This is a genomic window from Pseudomonas sp. PHC1 (assembly GCF_046487845.1).
Taxonomy (GTDB): domain Bacteria; phylum Pseudomonadota; class Gammaproteobacteria; order Pseudomonadales; family Pseudomonadaceae; genus Aquipseudomonas; species Aquipseudomonas sputi.
Genome location: NZ_JBJXHJ010000002.1, coordinates 279600 through 305069, shown reverse-complemented (window position 1 = coordinate 305069; position 25470 = coordinate 279600). Strand labels below are relative to the sequence as shown.

Annotated in this window: 25 protein-coding genes; 9 read left to right on the top strand and 16 right to left on the bottom strand. The window is 61.5% G+C overall.

Going from position 1 to position 25470, the window contains the following annotated elements; all coding sequences use genetic code 11:
- Positions 1–28 precede the first annotated feature (28 nt).
- Together ACKJSM_RS03960 and ACKJSM_RS03955 are read left to right on the top strand one after the other, a co-directional pair.
- Entirely contained in the window at positions 29–454 is a 426-nt protein-coding gene (locus ACKJSM_RS03960) for a hypothetical protein (protein ID WP_410236675.1), read from the top strand.
- A 152-nt stretch (positions 455–606) separates the two neighbouring features.
- Positions 607–1137: a hypothetical protein gene (locus tag ACKJSM_RS03955; RefSeq protein WP_410236674.1), complete on the top strand. Its 531-nt coding sequence runs from the start codon at positions 607–609 to the stop codon at positions 1135–1137.
- A gap of 12 nt (positions 1138–1149) precedes the next feature.
- On the opposite strand, the gene ACKJSM_RS03950 is transcribed toward ACKJSM_RS03955, so the two are convergent.
- Complete coding sequence (locus ACKJSM_RS03950; RefSeq protein WP_410236673.1) at positions 1150–2526, bottom strand: GTPase/DUF3482 domain-containing protein; 1377 nt, start codon at positions 2524–2526, stop codon at positions 1150–1152.
- Entirely contained in the window at positions 2519–3892 is a 1374-nt protein-coding gene (locus ACKJSM_RS03945; protein WP_410236672.1) for a DUF2868 domain-containing protein, read from the bottom strand. The genes ACKJSM_RS03950 and ACKJSM_RS03945 overlap by 8 nt, the downstream gene beginning before the upstream one ends.
- 85 nt (positions 3893–3977) lie before the next feature.
- Between ACKJSM_RS03945 and ACKJSM_RS03940 the strand changes: the two genes are divergently transcribed.
- On the top strand, positions 3978–4490 hold the full coding sequence (locus tag ACKJSM_RS03940; protein ID WP_236178793.1) for a dihydrofolate reductase: 513 nt from the start codon (positions 3978–3980) through the stop codon (positions 4488–4490).
- A gap of 40 nt (positions 4491–4530) precedes the next feature.
- Here the strand turns inward: ACKJSM_RS03940 and ACKJSM_RS03935 are convergent, their stop codons facing one another.
- Positions 4531–5922 (bottom strand): L-cystine transporter, encoded by a 1392-nt coding sequence (locus ACKJSM_RS03935; RefSeq protein WP_410236671.1) that lies wholly within the window; start codon positions 5920–5922, stop codon positions 4531–4533.
- A 241-nt stretch (positions 5923–6163) separates the two neighbouring features.
- Here ACKJSM_RS03935 and ACKJSM_RS03930 point away from each other — a divergent pair, with 241 nt between their 5' ends.
- Positions 6164–7225: a haloacid dehalogenase-like hydrolase gene (locus ACKJSM_RS03930; RefSeq protein WP_410236670.1), complete on the top strand. Its 1062-nt coding sequence runs from the start codon at positions 6164–6166 to the stop codon at positions 7223–7225.
- A 192-nt stretch (positions 7226–7417) separates the two neighbouring features.
- Here the strand turns inward: ACKJSM_RS03930 and ilvD are convergent, their stop codons facing one another.
- From ilvD to ACKJSM_RS03900, 6 genes are all read right to left on the bottom strand, one after another.
- Positions 7418–9259, bottom strand: coding sequence for a dihydroxy-acid dehydratase (gene ilvD / locus ACKJSM_RS03925; RefSeq protein WP_011336405.1), 1842 nt, complete (start codon positions 9257–9259; stop codon positions 7418–7420).
- 256 nt (positions 9260–9515) lie between these two features.
- Entirely contained in the window at positions 9516–10736 is a 1221-nt protein-coding gene (locus tag ACKJSM_RS03920; protein ID WP_236178796.1) for a multidrug effflux MFS transporter, read from the bottom strand.
- Positions 10729–11685: a diiron oxygenase gene (locus ACKJSM_RS03915; RefSeq protein ID WP_410236669.1), complete on the bottom strand. Its 957-nt coding sequence runs from the start codon at positions 11683–11685 to the stop codon at positions 10729–10731. The genes ACKJSM_RS03920 and ACKJSM_RS03915 overlap by 8 nt, the downstream gene beginning before the upstream one ends.
- Positions 11682–12755, bottom strand: coding sequence for a SagB family peptide dehydrogenase (locus ACKJSM_RS03910; RefSeq protein ID WP_410236668.1), 1074 nt, complete (start codon positions 12753–12755; stop codon positions 11682–11684). Before ACKJSM_RS03910 ends, ACKJSM_RS03915 begins: the two co-directional genes overlap by 4 nt.
- Positions 12756–13199: 444 nt before the next feature.
- Positions 13200–14396 (bottom strand): class I SAM-dependent rRNA methyltransferase, encoded by a 1197-nt coding sequence (locus tag ACKJSM_RS03905; RefSeq protein ID WP_074690133.1) that lies wholly within the window; start codon positions 14394–14396, stop codon positions 13200–13202.
- Positions 14397–14479: 83 nt separating this feature from the next.
- Positions 14480–15019 carry a type 1 glutamine amidotransferase domain-containing protein gene (locus ACKJSM_RS03900; RefSeq protein WP_410236667.1) on the bottom strand — a complete coding sequence of 180 codons (540 nt, stop codon included), beginning with the start codon at positions 15017–15019 and terminating at the stop codon, positions 14480–14482.
- A 227-nt stretch (positions 15020–15246) separates the two neighbouring features.
- On the opposite strand from ACKJSM_RS03900, the gene ACKJSM_RS03895 reads away from it, so the two are divergent.
- The 3 genes from ACKJSM_RS03895 to ACKJSM_RS03885 all read left to right on the top strand — a co-directional run bounded on the left by ACKJSM_RS03895 (position 15247) and on the right by ACKJSM_RS03885 (position 17293).
- On the top strand, positions 15247–16059 hold the full coding sequence (locus ACKJSM_RS03895; protein WP_410236804.1) for an HDOD domain-containing protein: 813 nt from the start codon (positions 15247–15249) through the stop codon (positions 16057–16059).
- A gap of 28 nt (positions 16060–16087) precedes the next feature.
- The gene (gene mutM, locus ACKJSM_RS03890) at positions 16088–16900 is read left to right on the top strand and encodes a bifunctional DNA-formamidopyrimidine glycosylase/DNA-(apurinic or apyrimidinic site) lyase (protein ID WP_236178800.1); all 813 of its coding nucleotides are present in this window, start codon (positions 16088–16090) and stop codon (positions 16898–16900) included.
- Positions 16901–16969: 69 nt separating this feature from the next.
- On the top strand, positions 16970–17293 hold the full coding sequence (locus tag ACKJSM_RS03885) for a multidrug transporter (protein WP_236178801.1): 324 nt from the start codon (positions 16970–16972) through the stop codon (positions 17291–17293).
- A gap of 38 nt (positions 17294–17331) precedes the next feature.
- On the opposite strand, the gene ACKJSM_RS03880 is transcribed toward ACKJSM_RS03885, so the two are convergent.
- From ACKJSM_RS03880 to ACKJSM_RS03860, 5 genes are all read right to left on the bottom strand, one after another.
- Positions 17332–17583, bottom strand: coding sequence for a YfhL family 4Fe-4S dicluster ferredoxin (locus ACKJSM_RS03880; RefSeq protein ID WP_003195146.1), 252 nt, complete (start codon positions 17581–17583; stop codon positions 17332–17334).
- A gap of 102 nt (positions 17584–17685) precedes the next feature.
- Entirely contained in the window at positions 17686–18165 is a 480-nt protein-coding gene (gene coaD / locus ACKJSM_RS03875; RefSeq protein WP_007953414.1) for a pantetheine-phosphate adenylyltransferase, read from the bottom strand.
- A 115-nt stretch (positions 18166–18280) separates the two neighbouring features.
- Entirely contained in the window at positions 18281–19876 is a 1596-nt protein-coding gene (locus ACKJSM_RS03870) for a GMC family oxidoreductase N-terminal domain-containing protein (protein WP_410236666.1), read from the bottom strand.
- 42 nt (positions 19877–19918) lie between these two features.
- Positions 19919–20464 carry a twin-arginine translocation pathway signal protein gene (locus tag ACKJSM_RS03865; protein WP_410236665.1) on the bottom strand — a complete coding sequence of 182 codons (546 nt, stop codon included), beginning with the start codon at positions 20462–20464 and terminating at the stop codon, positions 19919–19921.
- Between the two features lie 24 nt (positions 20465–20488).
- Complete coding sequence (locus ACKJSM_RS03860; RefSeq protein WP_236178805.1) at positions 20489–21919, bottom strand: coniferyl aldehyde dehydrogenase; 1431 nt, start codon at positions 21917–21919, stop codon at positions 20489–20491.
- A gap of 146 nt (positions 21920–22065) precedes the next feature.
- On the opposite strand from ACKJSM_RS03860, the gene ACKJSM_RS03855 reads away from it, so the two are divergent.
- Together ACKJSM_RS03855 and ACKJSM_RS03850 are read left to right on the top strand one after the other, a co-directional pair.
- On the top strand, positions 22066–22737 hold the full coding sequence (locus ACKJSM_RS03855) for a TetR/AcrR family transcriptional regulator (protein ID WP_236178806.1): 672 nt from the start codon (positions 22066–22068) through the stop codon (positions 22735–22737).
- A gap of 28 nt (positions 22738–22765) precedes the next feature.
- Positions 22766–23620: a sulfurtransferase gene (locus ACKJSM_RS03850; protein WP_339486568.1), complete on the top strand. Its 855-nt coding sequence runs from the start codon at positions 22766–22768 to the stop codon at positions 23618–23620.
- A gap of 4 nt (positions 23621–23624) precedes the next feature.
- On the opposite strand, the gene ACKJSM_RS03845 is transcribed toward ACKJSM_RS03850, so the two are convergent.
- The gene (locus ACKJSM_RS03845) at positions 23625–24455 is read right to left on the bottom strand and encodes an AraC family ligand binding domain-containing protein (protein WP_410236664.1); all 831 of its coding nucleotides are present in this window, start codon (positions 24453–24455) and stop codon (positions 23625–23627) included.
- Between the two features lie 4 nt (positions 24456–24459).
- The gene (locus ACKJSM_RS03840; RefSeq protein ID WP_410236663.1) at positions 24460–25458 is read right to left on the bottom strand and encodes a hydrolase; all 999 of its coding nucleotides are present in this window, start codon (positions 25456–25458) and stop codon (positions 24460–24462) included.
- Between the last annotated feature and the right edge of the window lie 12 nt (positions 25459–25470).

Sequence of the window (25470 nt, the reverse complement as noted above, 5' to 3'; positions counted from 1 at the left end):
ACTGGTTTTTTGCCGAAGGAGCGCACGGATGCGTTTTTTGAAAGTGATTGCCCAGGATCGATCGGGCAGCGGCGCAGGGGACAGTGTCCGGCTGCGCTTTCATGACAGCGAACAGGATTGGCGCGAAGCCAATGCCCGCGAAGTGGCACAACTGCGCAGTTTCTCCAGCACCTATCTGAAATGTGCCTGGTTCAACACTGGCGATGAGGACGTCCGGTATCTGCGGATCTTTGCCCTCGACCCCGGCAGCGATGGAACGCCGGAATCAGTGAGGCTGCATTTTCACGAGGGCGATGCCATCGCTTACAAGGCCGCCGTCCACGACCTGGATAACGATGGCGGTTTCGAGGTCGTGCTGTGTTCGGACGTCGACAACGACGGGCACGCCAATCGCACCGATTGCAACCGGGTGACGGCGCTGGTCAAACAGTTCATCAGGCTTGGCTGGTTTTGATAGGGCTGTGAAAAGCAAGCCGGGGCCGCGCCTCGGCATTGCCGTATCAGCAACAGTACTGAAACGGCCTACAAAAAAAACTGATTGGTCGCGCAGAGAGATTGATCGCAACGGGCTAGCTTGACGTTCCTGAACACATGAGAAGGATCTGCATGCGATATTTAAAAGTGACGGCTCAAGACCGGAGTGCCGATGGAAGGCCTGACACCTTACTCCTGCATTTTTACAAGGAATCGGCTGGCGCCCGAGATGCCTTGATTTCCCGGGCCTATGCTCTGGATATAACCGCTGATGGCAAAGTCGACTTTCAGGCGGGTGACGCCAACCATGATGGAAAGGAAAACACCAGGGACGAGCGATTGCTCAAGTCCTTCGCAAACGCCTTTTTCCAGGTTGACTGGTTTAATCGTGGGCTGGGTCGGGAGAGGTCTCTGAAAATTTTCACTGAAGATTTCGAGAACGATGGCTCGCCTGACACCGTGCGTCTGCATTTTTATGAAGGCTTGGACAATTCGCCTGAGCAAAGCATCGTGCATACCGCGTCGAGCTATGACACCGATAATGATGGCAAGCTCGACTGGGTCGTCAGTTACGACATGAACAATAGTGGCGAGCGCGAGGCGCGCAATCAAAAGCTCGTTTCAATGCTGTGCGCTCTTTATTTGAAATTTGAATGGCACTGATCTTCAGCTGATTCAGAGTTGTCGGGCCAATCGCTCAATTTGCTCCAGGCGTTGGGCCTGATTCAGCTTCGGGTGCGGATTGAGTGACGACCACTGCGGGTGGGCCCGGGCAATGTTCAGCGCTTCGGGCAGCTTGCCTTCGCGCCAGGTCTTGTCCTGCGGCGTTGCTACCTGAATGCTGTCCAGCGCCGCATGGCCTCGGGCGTTCAGTGCTTGCAGCAGTTGCCGCTGACGCAGAGCCAGCAGGCGCAATACGTTGTCGTCGACCGTCAGTTCCCGCTGCCCTTTGATCTTGCCGAGCAGACGATTGCCATAACTGCGGGCGGTCTGCAGGGCGCCGCCGGCAATTGCACCAGCCAGCGCGGCAGCACCGAGGGTGATGCCGCCGACCAGCAGATCTACACCTGCACCGGCCGCTGCGCCCGCAGCAATCCCGCCGCCGACCCGCACGCCCAGTTGCTTGAGGGTTTCCGGGTTGAACAGGTCGTCGCCCCAACGCCCGTCGAGCAACGGCAGATCGCTGGCGGCAGCGTCCTGCGGGCGGAAGGCGTAGAGCTTGAGCAGCGCTTCGACGCAGCGTTGTTCGCGCTGACGCACGGCTTTGCGCAGTTCGCTGATGGCCTGTTGTTCCTGCTCGGCATTACTCACCACACTGCGCCGGCACGCAGCGCAGTCGATCAACAGCTCGGCGATCAGACGGGCGGCGCTTTGCTCGCGGGCCAGACGTTGGGCCTGTTGATCGGCGATCAGCCGTTCGAGCTGTGGGCGAGCGTTTTCCAGTAGCAACGCGAGGCTTTCGTACAGCCGACGCTCGCCATCTTCCGGCGGGGCGACGCTGTCGAAACGCACCAGCGCATGCAGTCCGAGACGTGCCAGTGCTTCGCGCCAGTCCGGCTCACGGTGGTTGGCGCTGCTGACGAAATTCAGCACCGGCAGCAACGGTTTGCCGCAACTGGCCAGCACCTCCAGCTCATCGCGGTACTTGGCCAGCACCGGTTCGCGGGCGTCGATCACGTACAGGCCGGCATCGGAGGCGAGCAGTTGTCGCAGCACTTTGGCTTCCTGTTCGAAACGCTGGCGCGCTTCGCTGCCGTCGAGAAACCGTGCCAGCCGCGCCGGGCCGTCGAGGCGTTCGCCGGGGCGCTCCAGGCGCTCGAGAAAATCCAGCAGGGCGATGGCGTCTTCCAGACCCGGCGTGTCGTACAGGTCGAGCAACGGTTCGCCATCCACCGACAACCGCGCGCCTTCGACGTGCCGGGTGGTGCTCGGGCGATGGGAGACTTCGCCGAAGCCGACGTCGCGGGTCAGGGTGCGCAACAGCGAAGTCTTGCCGACGTTGGTGTGGCCGACCACCGCCAGTTTCAGCGGTGCTTTCCAGGCATCAGTCATGTCCGTGCTCCAGCCAGTTCAACGGGGCGCAATCGGCGAACTCCAGCTCAAGCTGTTGCAATGCTGCATGCCAGTCGCCCAAGCGCTCGGCGTCCAGCGCTTGTCCTGGCGGCGCCTGCAACAGCCAGACTCGGGTCGCAGCGGCATTGCGCGCCAGCTCGGCGATCAGCGCCAGGCTGCCGCGATCCGGCGAGCGCCGCGGGTCGCAGGCAATCGCAAGGCGCGCCGGCGGAAAGCGGCTGAGCTGTTCGAGCAGTTTGTTGCGCGATTCGCGGCTGTCGAGGATGCCGGCGTTGCTGACGTTCTTCGGCAACGTCGGCGGCCATGGATGCTGATCGTCAAGTTCGATTGCCACCAGTAATGCGCCGTCACGGGCGTGCCCGCCGACGGTGCTTTCGATGCGGTGCAATTGCGCAGGCTCAGGATCGGTAATGCCCAGACGTTCGCTGGTCGGCATCAGCCGCTCGCGCAACTGGGCATAACCGGGCAGGTTCAGGTCCAGGCGCAACGCAGCCTTGCCGCTGTTCCAGCGCCAGAAGCAGAACAGCGTCAGCAGCAGGCGTGGCAGCACGCCGTACACCACCAGCACGCCGACCAGCCAGGTCGCCCAGGCCTGACGGGCACCTTCGATATTCAGCGCGGTGTCGCCGCTGGCGCGGATCATGTCCACGGTCGGCACGTTGAAGCCCAACAGCGCCGGCAATGCGCCGAGGGCCTGGGTCATATTGATGAACGTATCGGCGCTGAGAATCGTGGTTTCCCAGACGAAACCGTAGCGCCGGGTCGCCATCAGGGTCAGCAGCAAAACCAGCGCGCTGACCATCGCCAGCAACCACAGGCCGTTGACCAGCGTGCCGAGCGCCCAGCGATTGAGCTTCTTGCGTTGCAGCATCAACAGCAGGGCCGGCGCCAGTTGCGCGGCCTTGGCATCGCGGGCGAGTTTTTCACTGAGCCACAGCCACAAGCGGCCGAGAGTGGCGCCATGTTCGCCAGCGACGATCAGACCCAGCGCCCAGCTCAGCAGCAGGATCAGGTTCAGCCCGAGCAGACTGCCCAGCGCCCAGAACACATTGACCGGCGTCTGCCCCAGTGCAGCGAAGGCCAGACCGGCGCCGCTCAACACGGCGAGGATCGCCAGCAGCAGCAGCGCCAGACGCGCACCTTGCAGCCAGTGCTTGAGCGCAGCGGTCAGGCCATCTCGCTCGGCCAGCCACAGGGCGCGGCGTTGAATGCGTCCCGGCAGATCGCCGCCGGCCGCGCGGGCCAGGCGACTGGCTTCCAGATCGTCCAGCGGGCCTGCGTGTTCTTCGCGCAGGCGCACGGTTTCGGTGAGCCAGAGGTTTTGCAGTGAAGTCAGTTCAGTCACGCGGCATCCCGTTGCTTGATTGAGCCGTGAGCATAACCGCTGTGGCGCTTATCGGGGTAAGGGCGGCTCTGGTATCCTCGCCGGCATGACTAAATCACTCCCCCTCAGCCTGATCGCAGCCCTCGGTGAAAACCGTGTGATCGGCGTCGATAACAGCATGCCCTGGCACCTGCCGGGGGATTTCAAATACTTCAAGGCCACGACGCTCGGCAAGCCGATCATCATGGGCCGCAAGACCTGGGACTCGCTGGGTCGCCCGTTGCCGGGGCGTTTGAACATCGTGGTCAGCCGTCAGCAGGGTCTTGTGCTGGAAGGTGCGGAAGTCTATCCGTCGCTGGAAGCGGCCGTGGTTCGCGCCGAAGAATGGGCGAAAGAGCAGGGCGTCGACGAATTGATGCTGATTGGCGGGGCGCAGTTGTATGCGCAAGGGCTGGCGCAGGCGGATCGCTTGTATCTGACTCGCGTGGCTCTGAGCCCGGAAGGGGATGCGTGGTTTCCGGCGTTCGATCTGAACCAGTGGACACGGGTGTCGGATGTGCCGAATCCGGCTGAAGGCGACAAACCGGCTTACAACTTCGAAGTCTGGGAAAAAGCTTGAACCTGTGGCGAGGGAGCACGCTCCCTCGCCACAACGTCAATCAAGCCTGAGCAAGCTCCGCATGCTCATCGGCATCCAGCAGTGCCTTGTCGGTCTGCTGCATCGCCTGGCTGGTAATCGCGCCAGCGGTGATCGAACCACTCACGTTCAGCGCCGTACGACCCATGTCGATCAGCGGCTCTACCGAAATCAGCAACGCCACCAGCGAAACCGGCAAGCCCATGGCCGGCAGCACGATCAGCGCGGCGAAGGTCGCACCGCCACCCACGCCCGCCACACCGGCCGAACTTAAGGTAACAATCGCCACCAGCGTCGCGATCCACAGCGGATCCAGCGGGTTGATGCCGACGGTTGGCGCAACCATCACCGCCAGCATCGCCGGGTACAGACCGGCGCAACCGTTCTGACCGATGGTCGCACCGAACGAAGCGGCGAAACTTGCCACCGATTGTGGAATGCCCAGACGACGGGTCTGCGCTTCGATGCTCAGCGGAATGCTCGCGGCGCTGGAGCGGCTGGTGAACGCGAAGGTCAGCACCGGCCAGATCTTGCGGAAGAAACGCAGCGGGTTGATTCCGGCGGCCGACACCAGCAGGCCATGTACCACAAACATCAGGCCCAGGCCGAGGTACGACACCACCACGAAACTGCCGAGCTTGATGATGTCCTGCAGGTTGGAACCGGCCACCACTTTGGTCATCAGCGCCAGAACGCCGTACGGGGTCAGCTTCATCACCAGACGCACCAGACGCATCACCCAGGCTTGCAGGGTATCGATGGCGTTGATCACTTTCTGACCTTTCTCGACGTCATCCTTGAGCAGTTGCAGCGCGGCAACCCCCAGGAACGCGGCGAAAATCACCACGCTGATGATCGAAGTCGGCTTGGCCCGGGCCAAGTCGGCGAACGGGTTCTGCGGGATGAACGACAGCAACAGTTGCGGCACATTCAGGTCGGCGACCTTGCCGGCGTAGTCGGTCTGAATGGTTTGCAGGCGGGCCAGTTCCTGAGTGCCGGCCACCAGGCCTTCGGCGGTCAGGCCGAACAGGTTGGTCAGGCCGATGCCGATCAGCGCCGCAATCGCGGTGGTGAACAGCAGCGTGCCGATGGTCAGGAAGCTGATCTTGCCCAGCGATGAAGCGTTGTGCAGACGAGCCACGGCGCTGAGGATCGAGGCGAACACCAGCGGGATCACGATCATTTGCAGCAGTTGCACGTAACCGTTGCCGACCAGATCGAACCAGCCGATCGAGGCTTTCAGCACCGGGTTGCCGGCACCGTAAATCGTGTGCAGCGCGATACCGAAGGCCACGCCCAGCACCAGCGCGAGCAGGACTTTTTTCGCCAGGCTCCACGAGGTGTGGCGGGTTTGCGCCAGACCAAAGAGCAGGGCGAGGAACACCAGCAGGTTGAGAATCAGGGGCAGATTCATGAGAACTCCAGAAAAGACTGTGCCAACAGCCTTCCGGGGCTGTTGCGAACCGGCAAGCCTAACAGCTTGATTTCCAATGATTTAATACCGAAATCAAAGGTAATCCGTCGTTTTTGGAATAAGCGGGTGTCGCTCTCGGCGATGCAGCTGGCGCGAAACGGACGTGGACGGTCGCTGACAGACGAGGACTGTCACACATATTTGTTAGCGTCGATTTCTTTGACCCAGGGAGAAAGCGCCAATGAAGTTCACACCGAAATTTCTGGCTGTCGCACTGACTGTGGGAATGGGCCTGGCCACTCAGGCCTTTGCCACCGACCTGAAACACTGGCCGGCGGATCAGGCCAAGGCACTGGACGCGATGATCGCCGCCAACGCCAACAAGGGTAACTATGCGGTGTTCGACATGGACAACACGAGTTACCGCTACGACCTCGAAGAGTCGTTGCTGCCGTTCATGGAAAACAAGGGCCTGATCACCCGCGACAAGCTCGACCCCTCCCTGAAACTGATGCCGTTCAAGGACACCGCCGACCACAAGGAAAGCCTGTTCAGCTACTACTACCGCCTGTGCGAAGTCGACGACATGGTCTGCTATCCATGGGTGGCGCAAGTGTTCTCCGGCTTCACCCTCAAGGAGCTCAAGGGCTACGTCGATGAGCTGATGGCCTCGGGCAAGCCGGTGCCGACGACTTATTACGAAGGTGACGTGGTCAAGACTCTGGATGTGAATCCGCCGAAGATCTTCACTGGCCAGAAAGAGCTGTACAACAAACTCATGGAGAACGGCATCGAGGTCTACGTGATGACTGCCGCCTCCGAGGAACTGGTGCGCATGGTCGCGGCCGATCCGAAATACGGCTACAACGTCAAACCGCAGAACGTGATCGGCGTGACCACGTTGCTGAAGAACCGCGAAACCGGCGAGCTGACCACCGCGCGCAAGCAGATCACCGCCGGCAAATATGACGAGAAAGCCAACCTCGGCCTCGAACTGACCCCCTACCTGTGGACCCCGGCGACCTGGATGGCCGGCAAGCACGCGGCGATCCTGACCTATATCGACGAGTGGAAAAAACCGGTACTGGTGGGTGGTGATACGCCGGCCAGCGACGGCTACATGTTGTTCCACGATGTGGACGTGGCCAAGGGCGGCATTCACCTGTGGGTCAACCGCAAGGACAAGTACATGACCCAGATCCAGGGCATGATGGCCAAGCACGCTGCAGCCCAGGCGAAGGAAGGTTTGCCGGTGACGGCGGACAAGAACTGGGTGATCGTCAAACCTGAAGAAATCCAGTAATTGCGACGGTGATCGTTCCCACGTCGAGGCGTCGAACCGTCCGCGTGGGAACGCAGCCCGTGACGCTCTGCGTCACTGGACGCAGAGCGTCCCTTGAGGCATTCCCACGCGGGAGCGTGGGAACGATCAAAACCTGAAGGCAAAAAAATGCCCCGCACTTGGCGGGGCATTTTTATTTCTGCGATTTGACGCTTACAGCCCGTCGAGCATCGCCTTGTTGCGCACCGCACCCTTGTCGGCGCTGGTCGCCAGCAGGGCGTAGGCCTTGAGGGCGGTGGTCACTTTGCGTGGGCGCTGCTCGACCGGTTTCCAGCCTTTCTTGTCCTGCTCGACCCGGCGTGCCGCCAGTTCTTCATCGCTGATCAACAGGTTGATCGAGCGGTTCGGGATGTCGATCAGCACCTTGTCGCCGTCCTGCACCAGACCGATCGCGCCGCCGGCCGCAGCCTCTGGCGAAGCGTGGCCGATGGACAGACCGGAAGTGCCGCCGGAGAAACGGCCATCGGTCAGCAGGGCGCAGGCTTTGCCCAGGCCTTTGGATTTCAGATACGACGTCGGGTAGAGCATTTCCTGCATGCCCGGGCCGCCTTTCGGGCCTTCGTAGCGAATGATGACGATGTCGCCTTCCTTTACTTCGTCGGCGAGGATGCCGCGCACGGCGCTGTCCTGGCTTTCGAAGATCTTCGCGTTGCCTTCAAAGACGTGGATCGACTCGTCGACGCCGGCGGTTTTCACCACGCAGCCGTCCAGGGCGATGTTGCCGTACAGCACGGCCAGGCCACCTTCTTTCGAATAGGCATGTTCGAAGCTGCGGATGCAGCCGTTTTCACGGTCGTCGTCGAGGGTTTCCCAGCGGGTCGACTGGCTGAATGCGGTCTGCGTCGGAATGCCCGCCGGGCCTGCCTTGAAGAAGTGGTGCACGGCTTCATCGTCGGTCTGGGTGATGTCCCACTTGGCGATGGCTTCTTCCATGCTGCGGCTGTGCACGGTCGGCAGATCGGTGTGCAGCAGGCCGCCACGGGCCAGCGAACCGAGGATGCTGAAGATGCCGCCGGCGCGGTGCACGTCTTCCATGTGGTACTTCTGGATGTTCGGCGCGACCTTGCACAATTGCGGCACCTTGCGCGACAGACGATCGATGTCACGCAGGTCGAAGTCGATCTCGGCTTCCTGGGCCGCGGCCAGCAAGTGCAGGATGGTGTTGGTCGAACCGCCCATGGCGATGTCGAGCATCATCGCGTTCTCGAACGCCTTGAAGTTGGCGATGTTGCGCGGCAGTACCGACTCGTCGTTCTCGCCGTAGTAGCGTTTGCACAGTTCGACGATGGTACGGCCGGCCTGCAGGAACAGCTGTTCGCGATCGCTGTGGGTGGCCAGGGTCGAACCGTTGCCTGGCAATGCAAGGCCCAGGGCTTCGGTCAGGCAGTTCATCGAGTTGGCGGTGAACATGCCGGAGCACGAACCGCAGGTCGGGCAGGCGCTGCGCTCGTACTCGGCAACCTTCTCGTCAGAAGCGCTGGAGTCGGCGGCGATCACCATGGCGTCGACCAGGTCGAGACCGTGGCTGGCCAGTTTGGTCTTGCCGGCTTCCATCGGGCCGCCGGAGACGAAGATCACCGGAATGTTCAGGCGCAGGGCGGCCATCAGCATGCCCGGGGTGATCTTGTCGCAGTTCGAGATGCAGACGATGGCGTCGGCGCAGTGGGCGTTGACCATGTACTCGACGGAGTCGGCGATGATCTCGCGGCTCGGCAGCGAATAGAGCATGCCGTCGTGACCCATGGCGATGCCATCGTCCACGGCGATGGTGTTGAATTCTTTGGCAACGCCGCCGGCGCGTTCGATTTCACGGGCAACCAGCTGACCCAGGTCCTTCAGGTGGACGTGGCCCGGTACGAACTGGGTGAAGGAGTTGGCAATGGCGATGATCGGCTTCTTGAAGTCGTCATCTTTCATCCCGGTGGCGCGCCACAGTGCGCGGGCGCCGGCCATGTTGCGGCCGTGGGTGGATGTTTTCGAGCGGTAATCTGGCATGGAGCACTCCGGGCGGCTAATCAGGTATCAAAAGGGAGTGAGCTTCTGTTGACGTCTGGAACACTCAGAAATGGCCGTGTGTCCTGATGTTGCCGATGACGTTGCGGGATCGCCGCTGGTCTCAGCCTGAGCTCATAAACCCGCCGGGGGATGAATGGCGATGAATCTCGCGATTCTACACCGCTGGCGTCAGGAGGGAATGGCGCAAAGCGTTGTTCCAGTACTGACGAAGCGTGCGCAATGACGACCGGCAGGTTTAATCGCTGTCCGGTTGCCCCACAAGATCGTTGCGACGGCTGATCCGGGCGTTCAATGCCAGTGCCACCCCGCTGAGTATCACGAAGCTGTAGCCCAGCGTGGCATGCAGGTTGGCAGGGCTCAGGCTGATCAACGCACTGATCAACCCGCCGCAAATGAAGATCAGCGTACTGCCGGCCGATGCCGACGTGCCGGCGTTTTCGGGAAACAGACTCATTGCCCGCGAGGTGGCTGCGGGCCGGGCGATGGTGGTGCCGGCGGTGCAGATCAGCATCGGGATCAGCACGGTGGCCGGAGTCAGTGCGAAGTTAGATGCCAGATACAGCATGGTCAGGCCGGCGAACAGGATCAGGCTCAGCCCGACGACAATCTGCTGGCCACCGTTGATGCGTCTGCTCAGTACGCTGGCGAGGATGCCTCCGACTACATACGCCGCGCCGTAGATCAGCAGGATCAACGAGAAGTCATAGGCGGACAGTTGCAGGCGGTCCATGAAAATCAGCGGCGAAATCACGATGAACGAAAAGTGGCAGGCGAAGGCGAAGGCGGAAATCAGCCAGTATCGGACGAAGTCGAAATCTCCCAGAACGCGCCGGTAAGCCTTCAGAAAGTGGGTGGGTGTACCGCCGCTGGCTGCTGGCCGACTGCTATCGAGCAACCACCATGCCTTGAGCAGCACGATGGCGGACAGCGCGGTGAACACCCAGAAGCTGCCGCGCCAGCCCAGCGTTGCCTGAAGGAAGGTGCCGGCGAGCGGCGATACCGAGATGAAAATTCCGGTGGCGGTGACCATCAGGATCCGCAGGCGATCACGTTCTTCGCCTTCGAAAAGGTCCTGAACCAGCGCCTGTGACAGCACGAAGCAACCGCATCCCAGCGCCTGTACCACCCTGAATAGGAGAAACAGTGAATAGTCCGAGGTCATCACGCACCCGAGGGCGCCGAGCATTGAGACGCTCATGCCGGCGAGCAGCAGGCCCTTGCGACCGATCACATCCGACAGCGGCCCGATCAGTAACTGGGCGAAGGCAATCCCGACGGCAAACAGGCTGATCGACAGGGCGATGTCCGCCGGGGTGCTGCGAAAGTGCTCGGCCAGTGCCGGAAAAGAAGGCAGCAGGACATCCAGCGGGAAAACGCCTAGCAACACCATTGCCAGCAAGAGACTGACAGCACCGCGCCGCTGGCGTTGAGTCACCACAGATTGTCCGTCATCCATCGATCAGTCCTGCCCTGGCAAAAAGTGTCTGGTTTTGAGGTTCGGCGAAAAATCCGGCTTTTTTCAAAGCGTTCAGTGTGGCGAGGCTACCGGCGCGAGCCCGCTGCCGACGGGCCCGGGTCGTTGTCAGCGTGCCGAGAATGTCCATCACCGTCGTGTTTGCAAGGCCTGCGCCACAGAGGCTTTCCTGCAGCCAGTGCTCATCCACTTCGAAGAAGATTTCCAGAATGTCGAGCAAGGTCGTCGCGGTGAACGTCCGCTGTTGCGGATTCAAGTGCAACCAGAGGTAGTGGAACACCTCGGTGAAATAGCGGCTGTGGCGCGCTTCGTCGGTGAGGTGATCGCGCAACATGTCGTTGACGCCGGATACCAGGCTGTCGCGGCAGACATCCAGCAGTTCCCGGGCAATGATGGTTTCCGAGACGAACCCCAGAAGAAAGCAAGCCAACGGCCGCTGCTTCTTTCCTGTGCGTGCGATCAGCAGATTCATCCGCGTGATCCGTCTGGGCATTACCGGGCGCCCGGTGATGGCGTAGAGGCTGGCGATCTGTTCCGCCACCTGACTGGAAAACAGGGCGTGATAGCCCTCGTCGGTGTAGAGCTGGAGTGCGGCGGTTTTCATCGGCGCCGGCACGGCGACCGGCAGTTCGCCGTGGACGATGGTTTCGACGGCGCGATTGACGATCCGGTGTTCGAGCAGCGTGGTGTAGTCGAGAAAATGCACCAGATGCCGGGCCGTAAGCCGATGCAGCATCGAACGGTCCGCTGCTTCGATAGCCGGATGGGCCAGATAGGGCAGGAACGCCGGCGGAAACCAGTGCCGGGTCTCCAGTTGTTCCTGCACGTTGTCCGGCAAGCGGTAATCGTGAGGACTGATACGGACCGAGGCGCGGGTGTTCCAGTCACTCAGGGTGAACTGAAAGACCGGTACCGGGGCGAGGGCGCTCATGGTTGTGCCTCACGCAGCAGGTCGCGCATTTCCTGACACATCGCCTGACCGTCGCTTTCCCCGCAACCGACGAAGAACAAGGGTTGTTCCGCACTGTTCTCGAGCTTCAGCAACGTTTCCACCTGGTCGTCGGAAAACGCACCCGTCAGCCAGGTGTTCATGCCCAGCGCTGTAGCCACCAGTTGAAACGTCTGTGATAGGTGTCCGGCTTCGATGAGCGCCATCCGATAGGCGCGCGAGTGCGGGTATTTCCACCAGAGCCGGTCGAAGCGAGCGCTGATGAACAGGCCCAATGGCAGGTTGTTGATGAAATGCTGGCCTCCCAGCAGATGGCCGGGCGCGGTGTCGGGTAAGGGGTTGATGAAGCTCAGGGTGTGTTCGGCGGGGTGGTAGGCATACACACCCGGTGCCAGTCCCTCGACGCTCTGTACAAGCACATACCCGGTGCAGGCATTGAGGCCGCCGCCAGAAGGGCTGCTGCGCCGCGCGCCAAGCCCGTCGGCGATGCTGTCGTCGCGGTCGGCTTCGCGTTCCTGCAGGTAGCCGAGTGACAGGTAAAGCAAGGTGGCTACATCCTCCAGCGGTACGGCGGCGCCGGTGAAGGATCGGCAGGTTTTTCGCCGGATCAGTGAATTCAACAGGCTGTCGTCATTCGGTGCCAGCGGTTCGGGCAGCGCGACAAGTGCGTTCGGGCCGGTCTCCAAAGGGACGTCGGTCGGTGGTGGAGTGGCCAGCACCGTGTTGCAGTGTTCAAGGTACTGCCTGGACCATTCCTGAATATTTCGGGGAATATATTCGCAGGGAATATTCCGGGTGCCGATATGGTAGATCCTGGACAGTTCATCCCAGCCCCAGACAGGCGCCGAGATTTTTGAAGAGGTCAGTATTCCGGCATTTAAAAGTTGCGTGTCTATTGTGTTGTTGTCGTCGTATAAATCAGGGTTGTGGATAAGTTGTGCCAGTCGAGAGGAGTACTCGAAATCTAATTCATGTTGTGTATGGTCTTTGTAGTTCCAGACTATCTGGCCGGGCGTTCGTGGCAGTATGAATAAATAAGGGTTTATATACATGTCGGGGCACGCTGCTCTGGATAGATGCTTTGTCAGAGGCGCTGGGTAGCCGGCTATACCCAGCGCCAGCCTTACTTATCGGGCTTTAGGCGCGACCAGGAAAGCCAGGTTGGCGAGAGTGCGGGATTCCAGAGTAATTGCTTTCATGATTGAACTCCTTGTTCATTGATGCTTCGTGGTTAGTTGGTGTCACCTTCGTGGTGACGACTTAATAATAGTTTGTAATGGATTAATCGCAAGCAAATATTAAGTAGGAATTATCCAGTAATTTTGTCGGAGTGATCTTCGGCTGGAAGTGAGTGTGTAAGTTAAATTTCAGTAAATAAGATATTTGAGGAAATATCCTGCACGTCGGCAGGACGATAAATGTAGGAAAGCCAAGTACAAGACAAAAAAGGGGAGCCCGTGGGCTCCCCTTTCGACCGCGTCAGTGCCGTGCGTTTGTCAGCTGTTAGGCAGCAGGCGGCAGGTGATGCTCTTGATGTAGCGGGTTTCCGGAATGGCCGGGTGTACCGGATGATCCGGACCCTGACCACCACGCTCCAGCAGTTGGATGTTGCGATCCAGGTGACGGGCGCTGGTCAGCAAGATGTTCTGCAGATCGTCTTCCGGCAGGTGCATCGAGCACGAAGCGCTGAACAGGATGCCGTCCTTGTTGAGCAGGCGCATGGCTTGCTCGTTCAGGCGACGGTAGGCGCCTTCACCGTTTTTCAGGTCTTTCTTGCGCTTGATGAACGCAGGCGGGTCGGCAACGATCACGTCGAAGCGTTCTTCGCTGGCCTTGAGTTCCTTCAGGGCTTCGAAGACGTCGCCTTCGATGCAGGTCATCTTGTCGGCGAAACCATTCAGTGCGGCATTGCGCTCGACGCCATCGAGGGCGAAGCCCGAGGCGTCGACGCAGAACACTTCGCTGGCGCCGAATGCGGCGGCCTGCACACCCCAGCCACCGATGTAGCTGTACAGGTCCAGCACGCGTTTGCCCTTGGCGTAAGGGGCCAGGCGGGCGCGGTTCATACGGTGATCGTAGAACCAGCCGGTTTTCTGACCTTGAACGACCGGCGCTTCGAATTTCACGCCGTTCTCTTCCAGCGCCACCCACTCCGGCACCACGCCGAAGACGGTTTCGGTGTAGCGCTCGAGGCCTTCGGCATCGCGGGCGGCGGAGTCGTTCTTGAACAGGATGCCGCTTGGCTTGAGCACTTGGGTCAGCGCCGCGATCACGTCATCTTTATGGGCTTCCATGGTCGCGGAGGCGAGTTGTACCACGAGGATGTCGCCGAAACGGTCGACCACCAGACCCGGCAGCAGGTCGGAATCGCCGTAGACCAGGCGATAAAACGGCTTGTCGAACAGGCGCTCGCGCAGCGACAGGGCCACGTTCAGGCGATGCACCAGCAGCGACTTGTCCAGCGCCAGCTTGATGTCGCGCGACAGCAGGCGGGCGCAGATCAGGTTGTTCGGGCTCATGGCGACAATGCCCAGCGGCTTGCCGCCCGCGGCTTCGAGGATCGCCTGGTCGCCGGCCTTGAAGCCGTGCAACGGGGTCGCGGCCACGTCGATTTCGTTGCTGTAGATCCACAGGTGACCGGCGCGCAGGCGACGGTCGGCGTTGGCTTTGAGGCGCAAGCTAGGCAGGGACATGACGTCGCTCCGGAAAAAAGAGCGGGAGTATACCGTGTTGCGCCTCATGCCGGGTTTGGCGTGCGATGAAACGCGCCGGAGCCCTATGCCGACAGCGTCTCGATCAGCGCGTTACTGAACGCCGGAATATCATCCGGTTGACGGCTGCTGATCAGGTTGCCGTCCTTGACCACCTCCTGATCGACCCAGTTCACCCCCGCATTGACCAAGTCGTCCTTGACGGTCTTGTAGCTGGTCATGGTTTTGCCATTGACCAGCCCTGCCGAAATCAGCAGCCAGCTGCCATGGCAGATCACCGCGATCGGTTTGCCGGCGGAGGCACCGGTCTTGACCAGATGCTGGGCGTCCTGATCGATGCGAATGGTGTCAGAGTTCTGCACACCGCCGGGCAGCACCACGGCGTCGTATTGATCAATGCTTGCGCCCTGGAAGGTCTGGTCAACCTTGAAGTCGTCCGCAGGTTTATCGTGGTTCCAGCCTTTGACGCTGCCGGTTTCGGCGGAGAGGATGTCAACCTGCGCTCCAGCCTGCTCCAGTGCCTGTTTGGGACCGGTCAGCTCGACTTGCTCGAAACCATCGGTTACCAGAAAAGCGACGCGCTTGCCGCTGAGAGAAGTCGCCATCGTTAAGCTCCTGAGTCTGTTGGGATTACTGCCCGAGACAGACGTGTATCTGTTCCGGGCACTACAGATTCCGAAGGCGGACGGAAAGTGAAAGTTCCTGCGAATTGCCCGCTGGTGTGTCGTGCGTCGGTTTTTAGAGGTTAGAATCGCCGCCTGTCCCAGAGTGTGTACATATGTCCCAAGAGCTGACCACCGAACAGATTCAACAGTCCCTGCAGGGCATCAGTGTGCCCGCGCAGCCGCAGATCATGGTGGATCTGCAAATGGAGCAGTACATGCCCGACCCGGATCTGGAGACGATCGCCAAGCTGATCTCCCAGGATCCCGGTCTGTCCGGCTCGCTGCTGAAAATCGTCAATTCGCCGTATTACGGGCTGAGCAACAAGATCACCTCGATCAAGCGCGCGGTGAACCTGCTGGGCAGCCGTTCGATCATCAACCTGATCAACGCGATGTCGATCAAGGGCGAAATGAACGATGACACCATCGTCACCCTCAACCGTTTCTGGGACACCGCCCAGGACGTGGCCATGACCTGCCTGACCCTGGCCAAGCGCGTCGGCACCGAGGCGAGCGACGAGGCTTACGCCCTGGGTCTGTTCCATGACTGCGGCGTGCCGCTGATGCTTCAGCGTTTCCCGGACTACATGACGACGCTCGAAACGGCATATGCCAATGCGGGGGCCGAGCGCCGGGTTGTGGACACCGAGAACGATGTCTACAACACCAACCACTCGGTGGTCGGTTATTACACCGCCAAATCCTGGCGCCTGCCGGAGCATGTCAGCGCGGCCATCGCCAACCATCACAACGCGTTGGCAATCTTCAGCGACGAGACCTCGCGCAACAGTCAGATGAAAAACCTGCTGGCGATCCTGAAAATGGCCGAGCACATCTGCGCGTCGTACCGGGTGCTGGGGAACCAGACCGAAGACTTCGAATGGCGGGCCGTCGGGCCGTTGGTGCTGGAATACATCGGCCTCTCGGACTACGACTTTGAAACGTTGAAGCAGACGATCCGCGAACTTGGCGCACACTGATTCAAGAAGCTGATGATTCGAGGAATTCATGCCTGAACTGCCGGAAGTCGAAACCACCCGCCGCGGCATCGCCCCGCATCTGGAAGGCCAGCGTGTCAGCCGGGTCATCGTGCGTGACCGACGGCTACGCTGGCCGATTCCCGACGACCTCGACGTGCGCCTGTCCGGGCAGCGCATCGTGCTGGTCGAGCGGCGCGCCAAGTATTTGTTGATCAACGCCGAAGTCGGCACGTTGATCAGCCACTTGGGCATGTCGGGCAACCTGCGGCTGGTTGAGGTCGGGATGCCGGCGGCCAAGCATGAGCATGTCGACATCGAGCTGGAATCGGGCCTGGCCCTGCGCTACACCGATCCGCGGCGTTTCGGGGCGATGCTCTGGAGCACCGATCCGCTCAATCACGAATTGCTGATCCGTCTGGGCCCGGAGCCGTTGACCGATCTGTTCGATGGCGAGCGGTTGTATCAGCTGTCGCGCGGGCGGTCGATGGCGGTCAAGCCGTTCATCATGGACAACGCGGTGGTGGTGGGAGTCGGCAATATCTACGCGACCGAAGCGCTGTTCGCTGCCGGTATCGATCCGCGTCGTGAAGCCAAAGGCATTTCCCGGGGGCGCTACTTGAAGCTGGCCATCGAGATCAAACGCATCCTCGCTGCGGCCATCGAGCGAGGCGGCACCACTTTGCGCGATTTCATCGGCGGCGACGGGCAGCCGGGGTATTTCCAGCAGGAGCTGTTTGTCTACGGTCGCGGTGGTGAGCACTGCAAGGTCTGCGGTACGGGCCTGCGGGAAATGAAGCTCGGCCAGCGTGCCAGCGTCTGGTGCCCGCGCTGCCAGAGCTAAGCGCAAAAGCTGCAAAAGTCCTACGGTCTATAGTGAGTTGTCTCACTGTTCAGCCCGAAGGATCGTGCCATGAAGACCTTGCAAACCCTCATCGTCGCACTGCTGCTGTGCTTCAGCCTGACCGTCCAGGCCACGGAAGGCGGCAGCGGTGACCCGCGTTACGCGATCCAGAATCCACCGGCTTACGCCATGCTCGGCGATCTGCTGATTGCCCGACCATTGCTGGTGGTGGCGACGGTGATCGGTGCCGGGGCGTTTGTCGTGTCGTTGCCGTTCACCGCACTGGGGGGCGGGATTGGCGATGCGGGGGAGGCGCTGGTCGTGGCGCCGGCGAAAGCGGCGTTCGTGCGATGCCTGGGCTGCACAGGGGAGGGGTTCGAGCAGCGCGAATAAAGCGATCGCAGCCTGGAGCTGCGATCGGATTCAGTGGCTCAAGCCTTGCCGGTGATCTTGCGGTACTTCTCCATCAACTGTTCTTCAGTCTCCGGATGGGCTTCGTCCAGTGGAATGCAATCCACCGGGCAGACCTGCTGGCACTGCGGCTCGTCGTAGTGGCCGACGCACTGGGTGCACAGGTTCGGGTCGATCACGTAGATCTCTTCGCCTTGGGAAATGGCGGCGTTCGGGCACTCGGGTTCGCAGACGTCGCAGTTGATGCAATCGTCGGTGATGATCAGGGACATGCTAACTCCAGCCGGGGCGGGGAGCCCGGGCGCTATGAATCAATGCGCGCAATTGTGCCGCATTGGCGCCCGTAGTGCACGCGGGCGCCGTTTGAACGGTCGTTACTTCTTGAAGCGCAAGGTCAGGGCCTCGGCCACCGCCGGGTGGACGAACTTGCTGATATCGCCACCCAGGGCCGCGATTTCCCGCACCAGGGTCGAGGAAATGAACGAATAACGTTCGGACGGGGTGAGAAAAAGGCTCTCCACATCCGGTGCCAACTGGCGGTTCATGTTGGCCAGCTGGAATTCGTATTCGAAGTCCGACACCGCGCGCAGGCCACGCAGAAACACGTTGGCGTTCTGCTCTTTGGCGAAATGCGCGAGCAGCGTCGAGAAGCCGACCACTTCCACGTTCGGCAGGTGTTTGGTGACCTCGCGGGCCAGCTCGACCCGTTGTTCCAGCGGGAACAGCGGATTCTTCTTGGGGCTGGCGGCGACGGCGATGATCACATGGTCGAACAGGCGCGAGGCGCGTTCGACCAGATCGCCATGGCCCTTGGTAATAGGGTCGAAGGTACCTGGGTACAACACTCGGTTCATCGCGTCGTCCTGGCGGGAATCCGTTGGGGAGTCGGATGGTATCGCAGCCGTCCCGGTCGGGAAAGTCGCCTGTTGGGTAAGAAAGCACTATAGACGATCGGAATTTTCGTCTTTTTCACGGGTTTCTCAGCCGTTCGCCGAGGGATGTCGCCAGTTGCGCCGTCAGACCATACACCGACAACTGCGGGTTGGCGCCGATGCTGGTGGGGAACAGCGAGCCGTCATGAATCGACAGATTACGTAGCTGATGATGACGGCCGAGACTGTCGGTCACGGCGGTTTGCGGGTCTTCGCCCATCGCACAACCGCCCATCACGTGGGCGCTGCCCAGACGTGTGCGATACAGCTCCAGGCTCAGGCTGTCGATCAGCGAGCGGGCTTCGGCCAGGCTGTTCACGTAGCGCGCATCGGCGTGCATCGGCATTACCGCTTTGGCGCCGCCGGCGAACTGGATTTGCGCCATGCTGTGGAAGGATCGGCGCAGGCCGTCCCAGGTGTAAGGCGAAACCGGGTAGTCGAGTACCGGTGAGCCGTCACCCCGCAACTCGACGCTGCCGCCCGGACTGTCCGGGTGAAAACCGTCGCGCAGCAGGGCCAGCATCGCGTGGGTGTGGGGCAGGTCCGCCATGTGTTGCGCGCTTTCCTGACCGAAACCGCCAAGCAACGTGGCGGCCAGCGCCGGGTGCAGCGGCGGCACTTCGAGTTTGTAGGCCATCGGGCCGCGGGTGCCATCCTTCCACTGGAAATGATCCGAGTAGATCGATTGCGGCGCACCGTAGAACGGGTTGATCACCTCGTCGAAACGCCCGGCGGACATGTTCACCAGATGCAGGAAGGTGCGCTTGCCCAGCCGTTTGTGCGGATCCGGTGCGTCCGAGCGCATCAGCAGGGCAGGGCTGTTGATCCCGCCGCCGGCCAGCACGTAATGCCGCGCCTTGACGGTTATCGTGCGTCCGGTCGGCTCGACACAGCGTTCGTCCATCGCCACGCATTGCAGGCCAGTGACCTTGTCGCCGCTGATCAACAGTTTTTCGGCTCGGGCCAGATAAAGCAGTTCGCCGCCCTTTTCCAGGGTCGCCGGAATGGTCGTGACCATCATCGATTGCTTGGCGTTGGTCGGGCAGCCCATGCCGCAGTAGCCGAGGTTCCAGCAGCCGCGCACGTTGCGCGGGATCACGTGCCAGCTGTAGCCGAGCTGTTCGCAGCCTTTGCGGATCACGTCGTTGTTGGCGTTGGGCGGCACCCTCCACGGGGCGACGCCGAGACGCTGCTCCATTTTTTCGAACCACGGCGCCATGTCGGCGGGACTGTGGCCTTTGACGTTGTGCTCTTTGGCCCAGTGTTCGAGGGTTGGCTCGGGCGTGCGAAAACTCGATGTCCAGTTGATCAGCGTGGTGCCGCCGACTGCGCGGCCCTGAAGGATGGTGATCGCGCCGTCCTTGCTCATGCGGCCGATGCCTTCCTGATAGAGGCTGCTGTAGGCCTGGTCTTCCAGCAGTTTGAAATCGCTGCTGGTCTTGAGCGGGCCTTCTTCGATCAGCAGCACTTTGTAGCCGGCGGCACTGAGGATTTCCGCCGTGGTGCCGCCGCCGGCACCGCTGCCGATGATGGCGACGTCGGCCTCCAGGGTCAGGTCATCGTTGAGTTGCGCGCCGCTGTAGGTTTTCCAGCCACGGGCAAGGCCTTCGCGAAACGGGTCGGGTACGGGCATCGATCAGGTTCTCTTATTATTGTTTTGCGTGGGTCGCCAGGCTCAAACGGCGGGCGGGCCGGGGTAACCACAATGGGCCCAGGATTCGGCGCGGGTGTACCAGGCCATCATCACCATTTGCTGGAGGGAGCTGTGGCCCATGCGCAGCAGACTCAGCGAGCTGTTTTCCCAGCGCTCGAGGAAGCGACGGATCGCCTCGGGGCCGGCGTTTTCCCAACTGCCCCAGATTCCGGTCAATGGCCCGCGCGTCACCGCCATGCCGAGCACATCGAACAGTTGCCGGGTGAGCTTGAGCATTTCCGGCGACAGGTGATCGAGGCTGTAGTCCAGTGACTGCAGCGTTTCGTCGACAGCCGCGGGCATCTTTTCCACAGCCACGGCGCCATCGAGCATCACGGGAATCAACGCACGCAGAAACAGCAGATCAGCGCTGCGCAACGTGGTGAATCCATTGGCCGAGACACTTGATGAACAGCCGCTGAGGCTGGCGCCGAGCCCGGCAGTGGCGAGAAAAGCCGTGGCGCCCAGGCTGAATTTCAGCAGGCCACGGCGCGACAGGGCAGGTGTTTCGGTCAGGCTTGGGTGCATTGTTGTTATTACCCGGCGGTGACGTTAGCGAATGAACAGTTTCTGGATCAGCTTCTGAATGGATTTGCCGTAGGGCGGGTAGATCAGCTTCGCCGCGTTGAAGCGCTGTTTGACCAGCACGCCCTTGGCCTTGCTGAACGTCAGGAAGCCCTCGTGACCGTGGTAATGGCCCATGCCCGACGGGCCGATGCCGCCGAACGGCATGTCGTCCTGCGCCACATGCAGCAGCGTGTCGTTGAGGCAGACGCCACCGGAGTGGGTTTCGCTGAGGACGCGCTTCTGTTCGCGCTTGTCGTAGCCGAAGTAGTAAAGAGCCAGAGGACGTGGCCGCTGATTGATGTAAGCAAATGCCTGATCCAGATCCTGATACGGCACGATCGGCAGCAGCGGGCCGAAGATCTCGTCCTGCATCACCGTCATTTCCTCGCTGACATTCAGCAGCAGGCTGTGCGGCATGCGTCGGCCCTGGCCCTGCTCGAACAGCGGAATCAGCAGCGCGCCCTTGCTGGTGGCGTCGCTGAGGTAGCTGTTGAGCCGCGCCAGTTGGCGCTCGTTGATGATGGCGGTGTAGTCCGGGTTGTCGGCGAGTGTCGGATAAAACCCGCGCACGGCTAGGCGATAGGCTTCGACGAAGCCGCCGATGCGCTCTTCCGGCACCAGCACGTAGTCCGGGGCCACGCAGGTCTGGCCGGCATTGAGGGTCTTGCCGAAAGCGATGCGTTCGGCGGCGTCCTTGAGTGGCACGTCGCGGGAGACGATGGCCGGGGACTTGCCGCCCAGTTCCAGCGTCACCGGCGTCAGGTTCTCTGCCGCTGCGCGCATCACATGCTTGCCGACGCTGGTGGAACCGGTGAACAGCAGGTGGTCGAAGCGCATTTTTGAAAACGCCACGCCGACATCGGCCTCGCCGAGCACTACGCACACCAGATCCTCCGGGAAGATCCGCGCCAGCAGTTCCTTGAGCAACAAGCCGGTGGCCGGAGTTGATTCGCTGAGTTTCAACATCACCCGGTTGCCGGCCGCGAGGGCGCCGGTCAACGGGCCGATGGCCAGGAACAACGGGTAGTTCCACGGCACGATGACACCGACCACACCCAGCGGCTGGTACACGACTTTCGCCGATGCCGGCTGGAAAGCGACGCCCACTTTGCGTCGCGAAGGTTTCATCCACTGACTGATGTGCTGGCTGGCGTAGTGAATGCCGTGCAGGCTCGGCATCAGTTCGGCGAGCAAGGTTTCATCGGCGCTGCGATGGCTGAAGTCGGAGCTGATGGCGTCGATCAGGGCTTGCCGTTCGTTGCTCAGCAAATCGCGCAGCGCCTTGAGCCATTGCCGGCGCTGGGCTGCGGGCGGCATCGGGTTGGCGGCGTAGGCGGCGCGCTGTGCGTTGAACAGCCGGTTGAGCTCTTCCAGCGGCTGTTGCAGCGTTTGCAGGTAGGCAATATCGGCGGTCATCGGCGACTCCGGAGTTGTTGTTGTGAGGAACTTTTTAGAGTCTATGCTCTAGAAAGTCAATTGGCTTCCTTGCGCATCCTGGTTTTATCCCGCTCCGGATAGGTCGTAAGATGCCCCCCAACGCACTCTGAATTAAAGCTCAAGCCATGGCCCCACGGATCAAAACCAGCGAGCGCATCGTGCAGAACAGCCTCGAGCTGTTCAATCAGCAGGGCGAGCGCAGCATCAGCACCAATCACATCGCCGCCCACATGGAGATTTCTCCGGGCAATCTGTACTACCACTTCCCCAACAAGCAGGCGATCATCGCCGTGCTGTTCAGTGAGTACGAAAGCCTGGTGGACAGCTTTCTGCGTCCGCCCCAGGGCCGTCCCGCGACGGTCGAAGACAAGCGCTTCTATCTCAAGGAGCTGCTGTCGGCGATGTGGCGGTATCGGTTTCTACACCGCGATCTCGAGCATCTGCTCGACAGCGATCCGGATCTGGCCGGGCGTTACCGACGCTTCTCCCAGCGCTGCGTGATCCAGGGCGCGGCGATCTACGAAGGGTTCGTTGCCGCCGGAATCCTGAAAATGGACCGGGTGCAGATCGAATCCCTGACCCTCAACGCGTGGATCATCCTCACCTCCTGGGTGCGCTTCCTGTGCACGACCCGGGAGAACTCCAACTACCTCAGCGAGCAGGCCATCAAGCGTGGTGTGTATCAGGTGCTGGTGCTCGAAGCAGGGTTCGTCACCGAACAGGCCCGCGATGAGGTCAACGCCCTGTTCGAAGAGTTCTACGTGCCGTTGGCCCAGGCCCTCGAAGAAAGACCGTAAGTTCATTTCCTCACTGGAGTCGTTCGCTATGCCGATTGCGCAACTGATCAGCCCGACCGCACTGGATGCCCGCAAGGCGCAACCGGGGCTGGTGATTCTCGATTGCCGTTTTGCCCTCGAAGACCCGGATTACGGCCAGCGCAGCTATGCCGAGGGGCACATTGCCGGGGCGCATTTCGCCGATCTTGAACGCGACCTCAGCGGCCCGGTCATCAAGGGCGTGACCGGTCGCCACCCGCTGCCGGAGCCGGCGGTGCTGATTGAGCGCCTGCAAGCCTTCGGCATCGACAGCGACAGCGAGGTGGTTCTGTATGACGACGGCCCGGGTGCCTATGCGGCGCGGGCGTGGTGGCTGCTGGCGTGGCTGGGCAAGCGTGACGGCGTGTTCATTCTCGATGGCGGGCTCAAGGCCTGGCATGCGGCGGGGCTGCCGTTGAGTCTCGATCCTCCGTCAGCGGTGCGGGGCAACTTCAGCGGCCAGCCGGACATGAGCCTGCTGCTCAGCGCCGAGCAATTGCAGCAGCGTCTCGGCCAGCCGGCGTTGACCCTGCTCGATGCCCGCGCCTTGCCGCGTTTCAAGGGTGAAGTGGAACCGATCGACCCGATTGCCGGGCACATTCCCGGTGCGCAATGCGCGGCGTTTACCGACAACCTGGGCAGCGATGGGCGTTTCCTGCCGGCCGATCAGCTCAAGCAGCGTTTCGCCGCGAAACTCGGCGAGCGTTCGCCGAGCGATCTGGTGGCGTACTGCGGCTCCGGGGTGACGGCGTGTCACAACCTGTTCGCCCTGTGCCTGGCGGGTTATCCGTTGGGGTCGCTGTATGCCGGATCGTGGAGCGAGTGGATCAACGATCCTGCGCACGGTATCGCCACTGGCGAGTAAACGCTCAGCGATTCAGCCGCGCGCTGCGGTAGGCCGCCGGCCCCACGCCATAAACCTGTTTGAATTGCCGGCTCAGATGGCTCTGGTCGGCAAATCCCAGCTGCGTGGCGACTTCAACCGGCAGGCAGCCGTTCTGCAACAAACCCCGCGCGCAGGCAATCCGCTGCTGCATCAGCCAGCTGTGCGGCGGCATGCCGGTGGCGCGGCGGAACACCCGGGCGAAGTGGAAGGGCGACAGGTTCACCGCCGCCGCCAGTTCTTCCAGCGAGGGCGGCGCCGCCAGGTGCGCGTGCAGCAACTCCTTGGCCATCGCCACCGCGCGGTGTTCTTTGCCAGGGTTACCGTTGATTTGCACCGCCGCGTGACGTTGCAACAGCAGCATCATCATTTCCCGCCACACCGTTTGCTGTTGCAGCGCGGTGGCGGGGCTTTCCAGCAAGCGATGCAACTGACAGAAACCGTTGACCAGGTCCGGATCGCGATACAGCGTCGCGCCGAAGGCCGGCATCGGTGCGGTCGGCAGTTCCAGCTCATTCAGCAGCGCGACGATCTGCCCGGTGTCGGGATAAAACGCCCGGTACAGCCAGCCGTCCTCGGTGCCCTTGTGGCCGTTATGCACTTCATCCGGATTGATCAGCACCAGCGTGCCGCTGCCCGCCAGGTGTTCGGCGCCGCGATAACGGTAGCGTTGGGCGCCGGCCATGATCATGCCGATCACATAACCGTCGTGGACGTGCGGGGCGAAGCGATGCTCGATGTAGCGCGCGGTCAACAGCTCGACACCGGCCAGAGGCGCGGCCTGCCAGAAACGGATCGACTCGCCCTGATCGCTCATGACTTCACCCGCGCCCCGCGTCGGCCAGCCACTGCGGAATCCGTCGTTCCAGGTAATAACCCGGCTGTCGAAGCGTGCCGTCGACGAAACCGACATGCCCGCCCTTGTTCTGCAATTCGAACTGCGTCGTGGTCGACAGCTCACTGGCCTGCGGCAGGCTGTGAGGGAACACGAACGGGTCGTCCGCCGCCTGAATGATCAGGGTCGGCGTACGGATCTCGCCGAGAAAGTAACGGCTGGATGCGCGGCGATAGTAATCCTCGGCATCGGCGAAACCGTGCAGCGGCGCGGTCACCCGGCCATCGAAATCCCAGAAGGTGCGCATGTTTTCCAGCGAGCCGAGGGCAGCCAGTGCGGCGAGACCGTCCTCGCGGCCGTCGTGCTGGAACTGGCGCTGCTTGTTCTTGATGTAGGCCACCATCTCGCGCATGAAGTGCGCCTGATAGACCTTGGAGAAACCCTGGCCAATACGATCGGCGCATTGATCGAGGCGAAACGGCACCGACACCGCCACCGCACCGAGCACGCCGCTGGCGCTGCCGGTTTCCCCCAGGTGCTTGAGCAGCACGTTACCGCCAAGGGAGTAGCCGACCGCATACAGCGGCGCCAGTGGCCGCTTGGCTTTCAGGTGGCGGAGGGTTTCGGCGAGGTCTTCGCTGGCGCCGGAATGATAGCTGCGCGGCAACAGGTTCGGCTCGCCCGAACAACCGCGCCAGTTCAGCGCGACACTGGCCCAGCCTTGAGCGGCGAGCGCTGCCTGGATTCCGGCGACGTAAGGCGAATTGGAAGAACCGGTCAGCCCGTGCAGCACCAACACCAATGGCGCCTCGGCGCTGTGCGGGCCGTGCCAGTCGAGATCCAGGAAATCGCCGTCGTCCAGCCACAGCCGTTCGCGCTGGCGATCAAGGTGCACGGTTTTTCGCCACAGCGGCCCCCACAAGGTTTGCAGGTGCGGATTGCCGAGGCCGAAGGCGGGGATGAACGGTTTAGACGAAGGGGACACGATTGCTCTCGA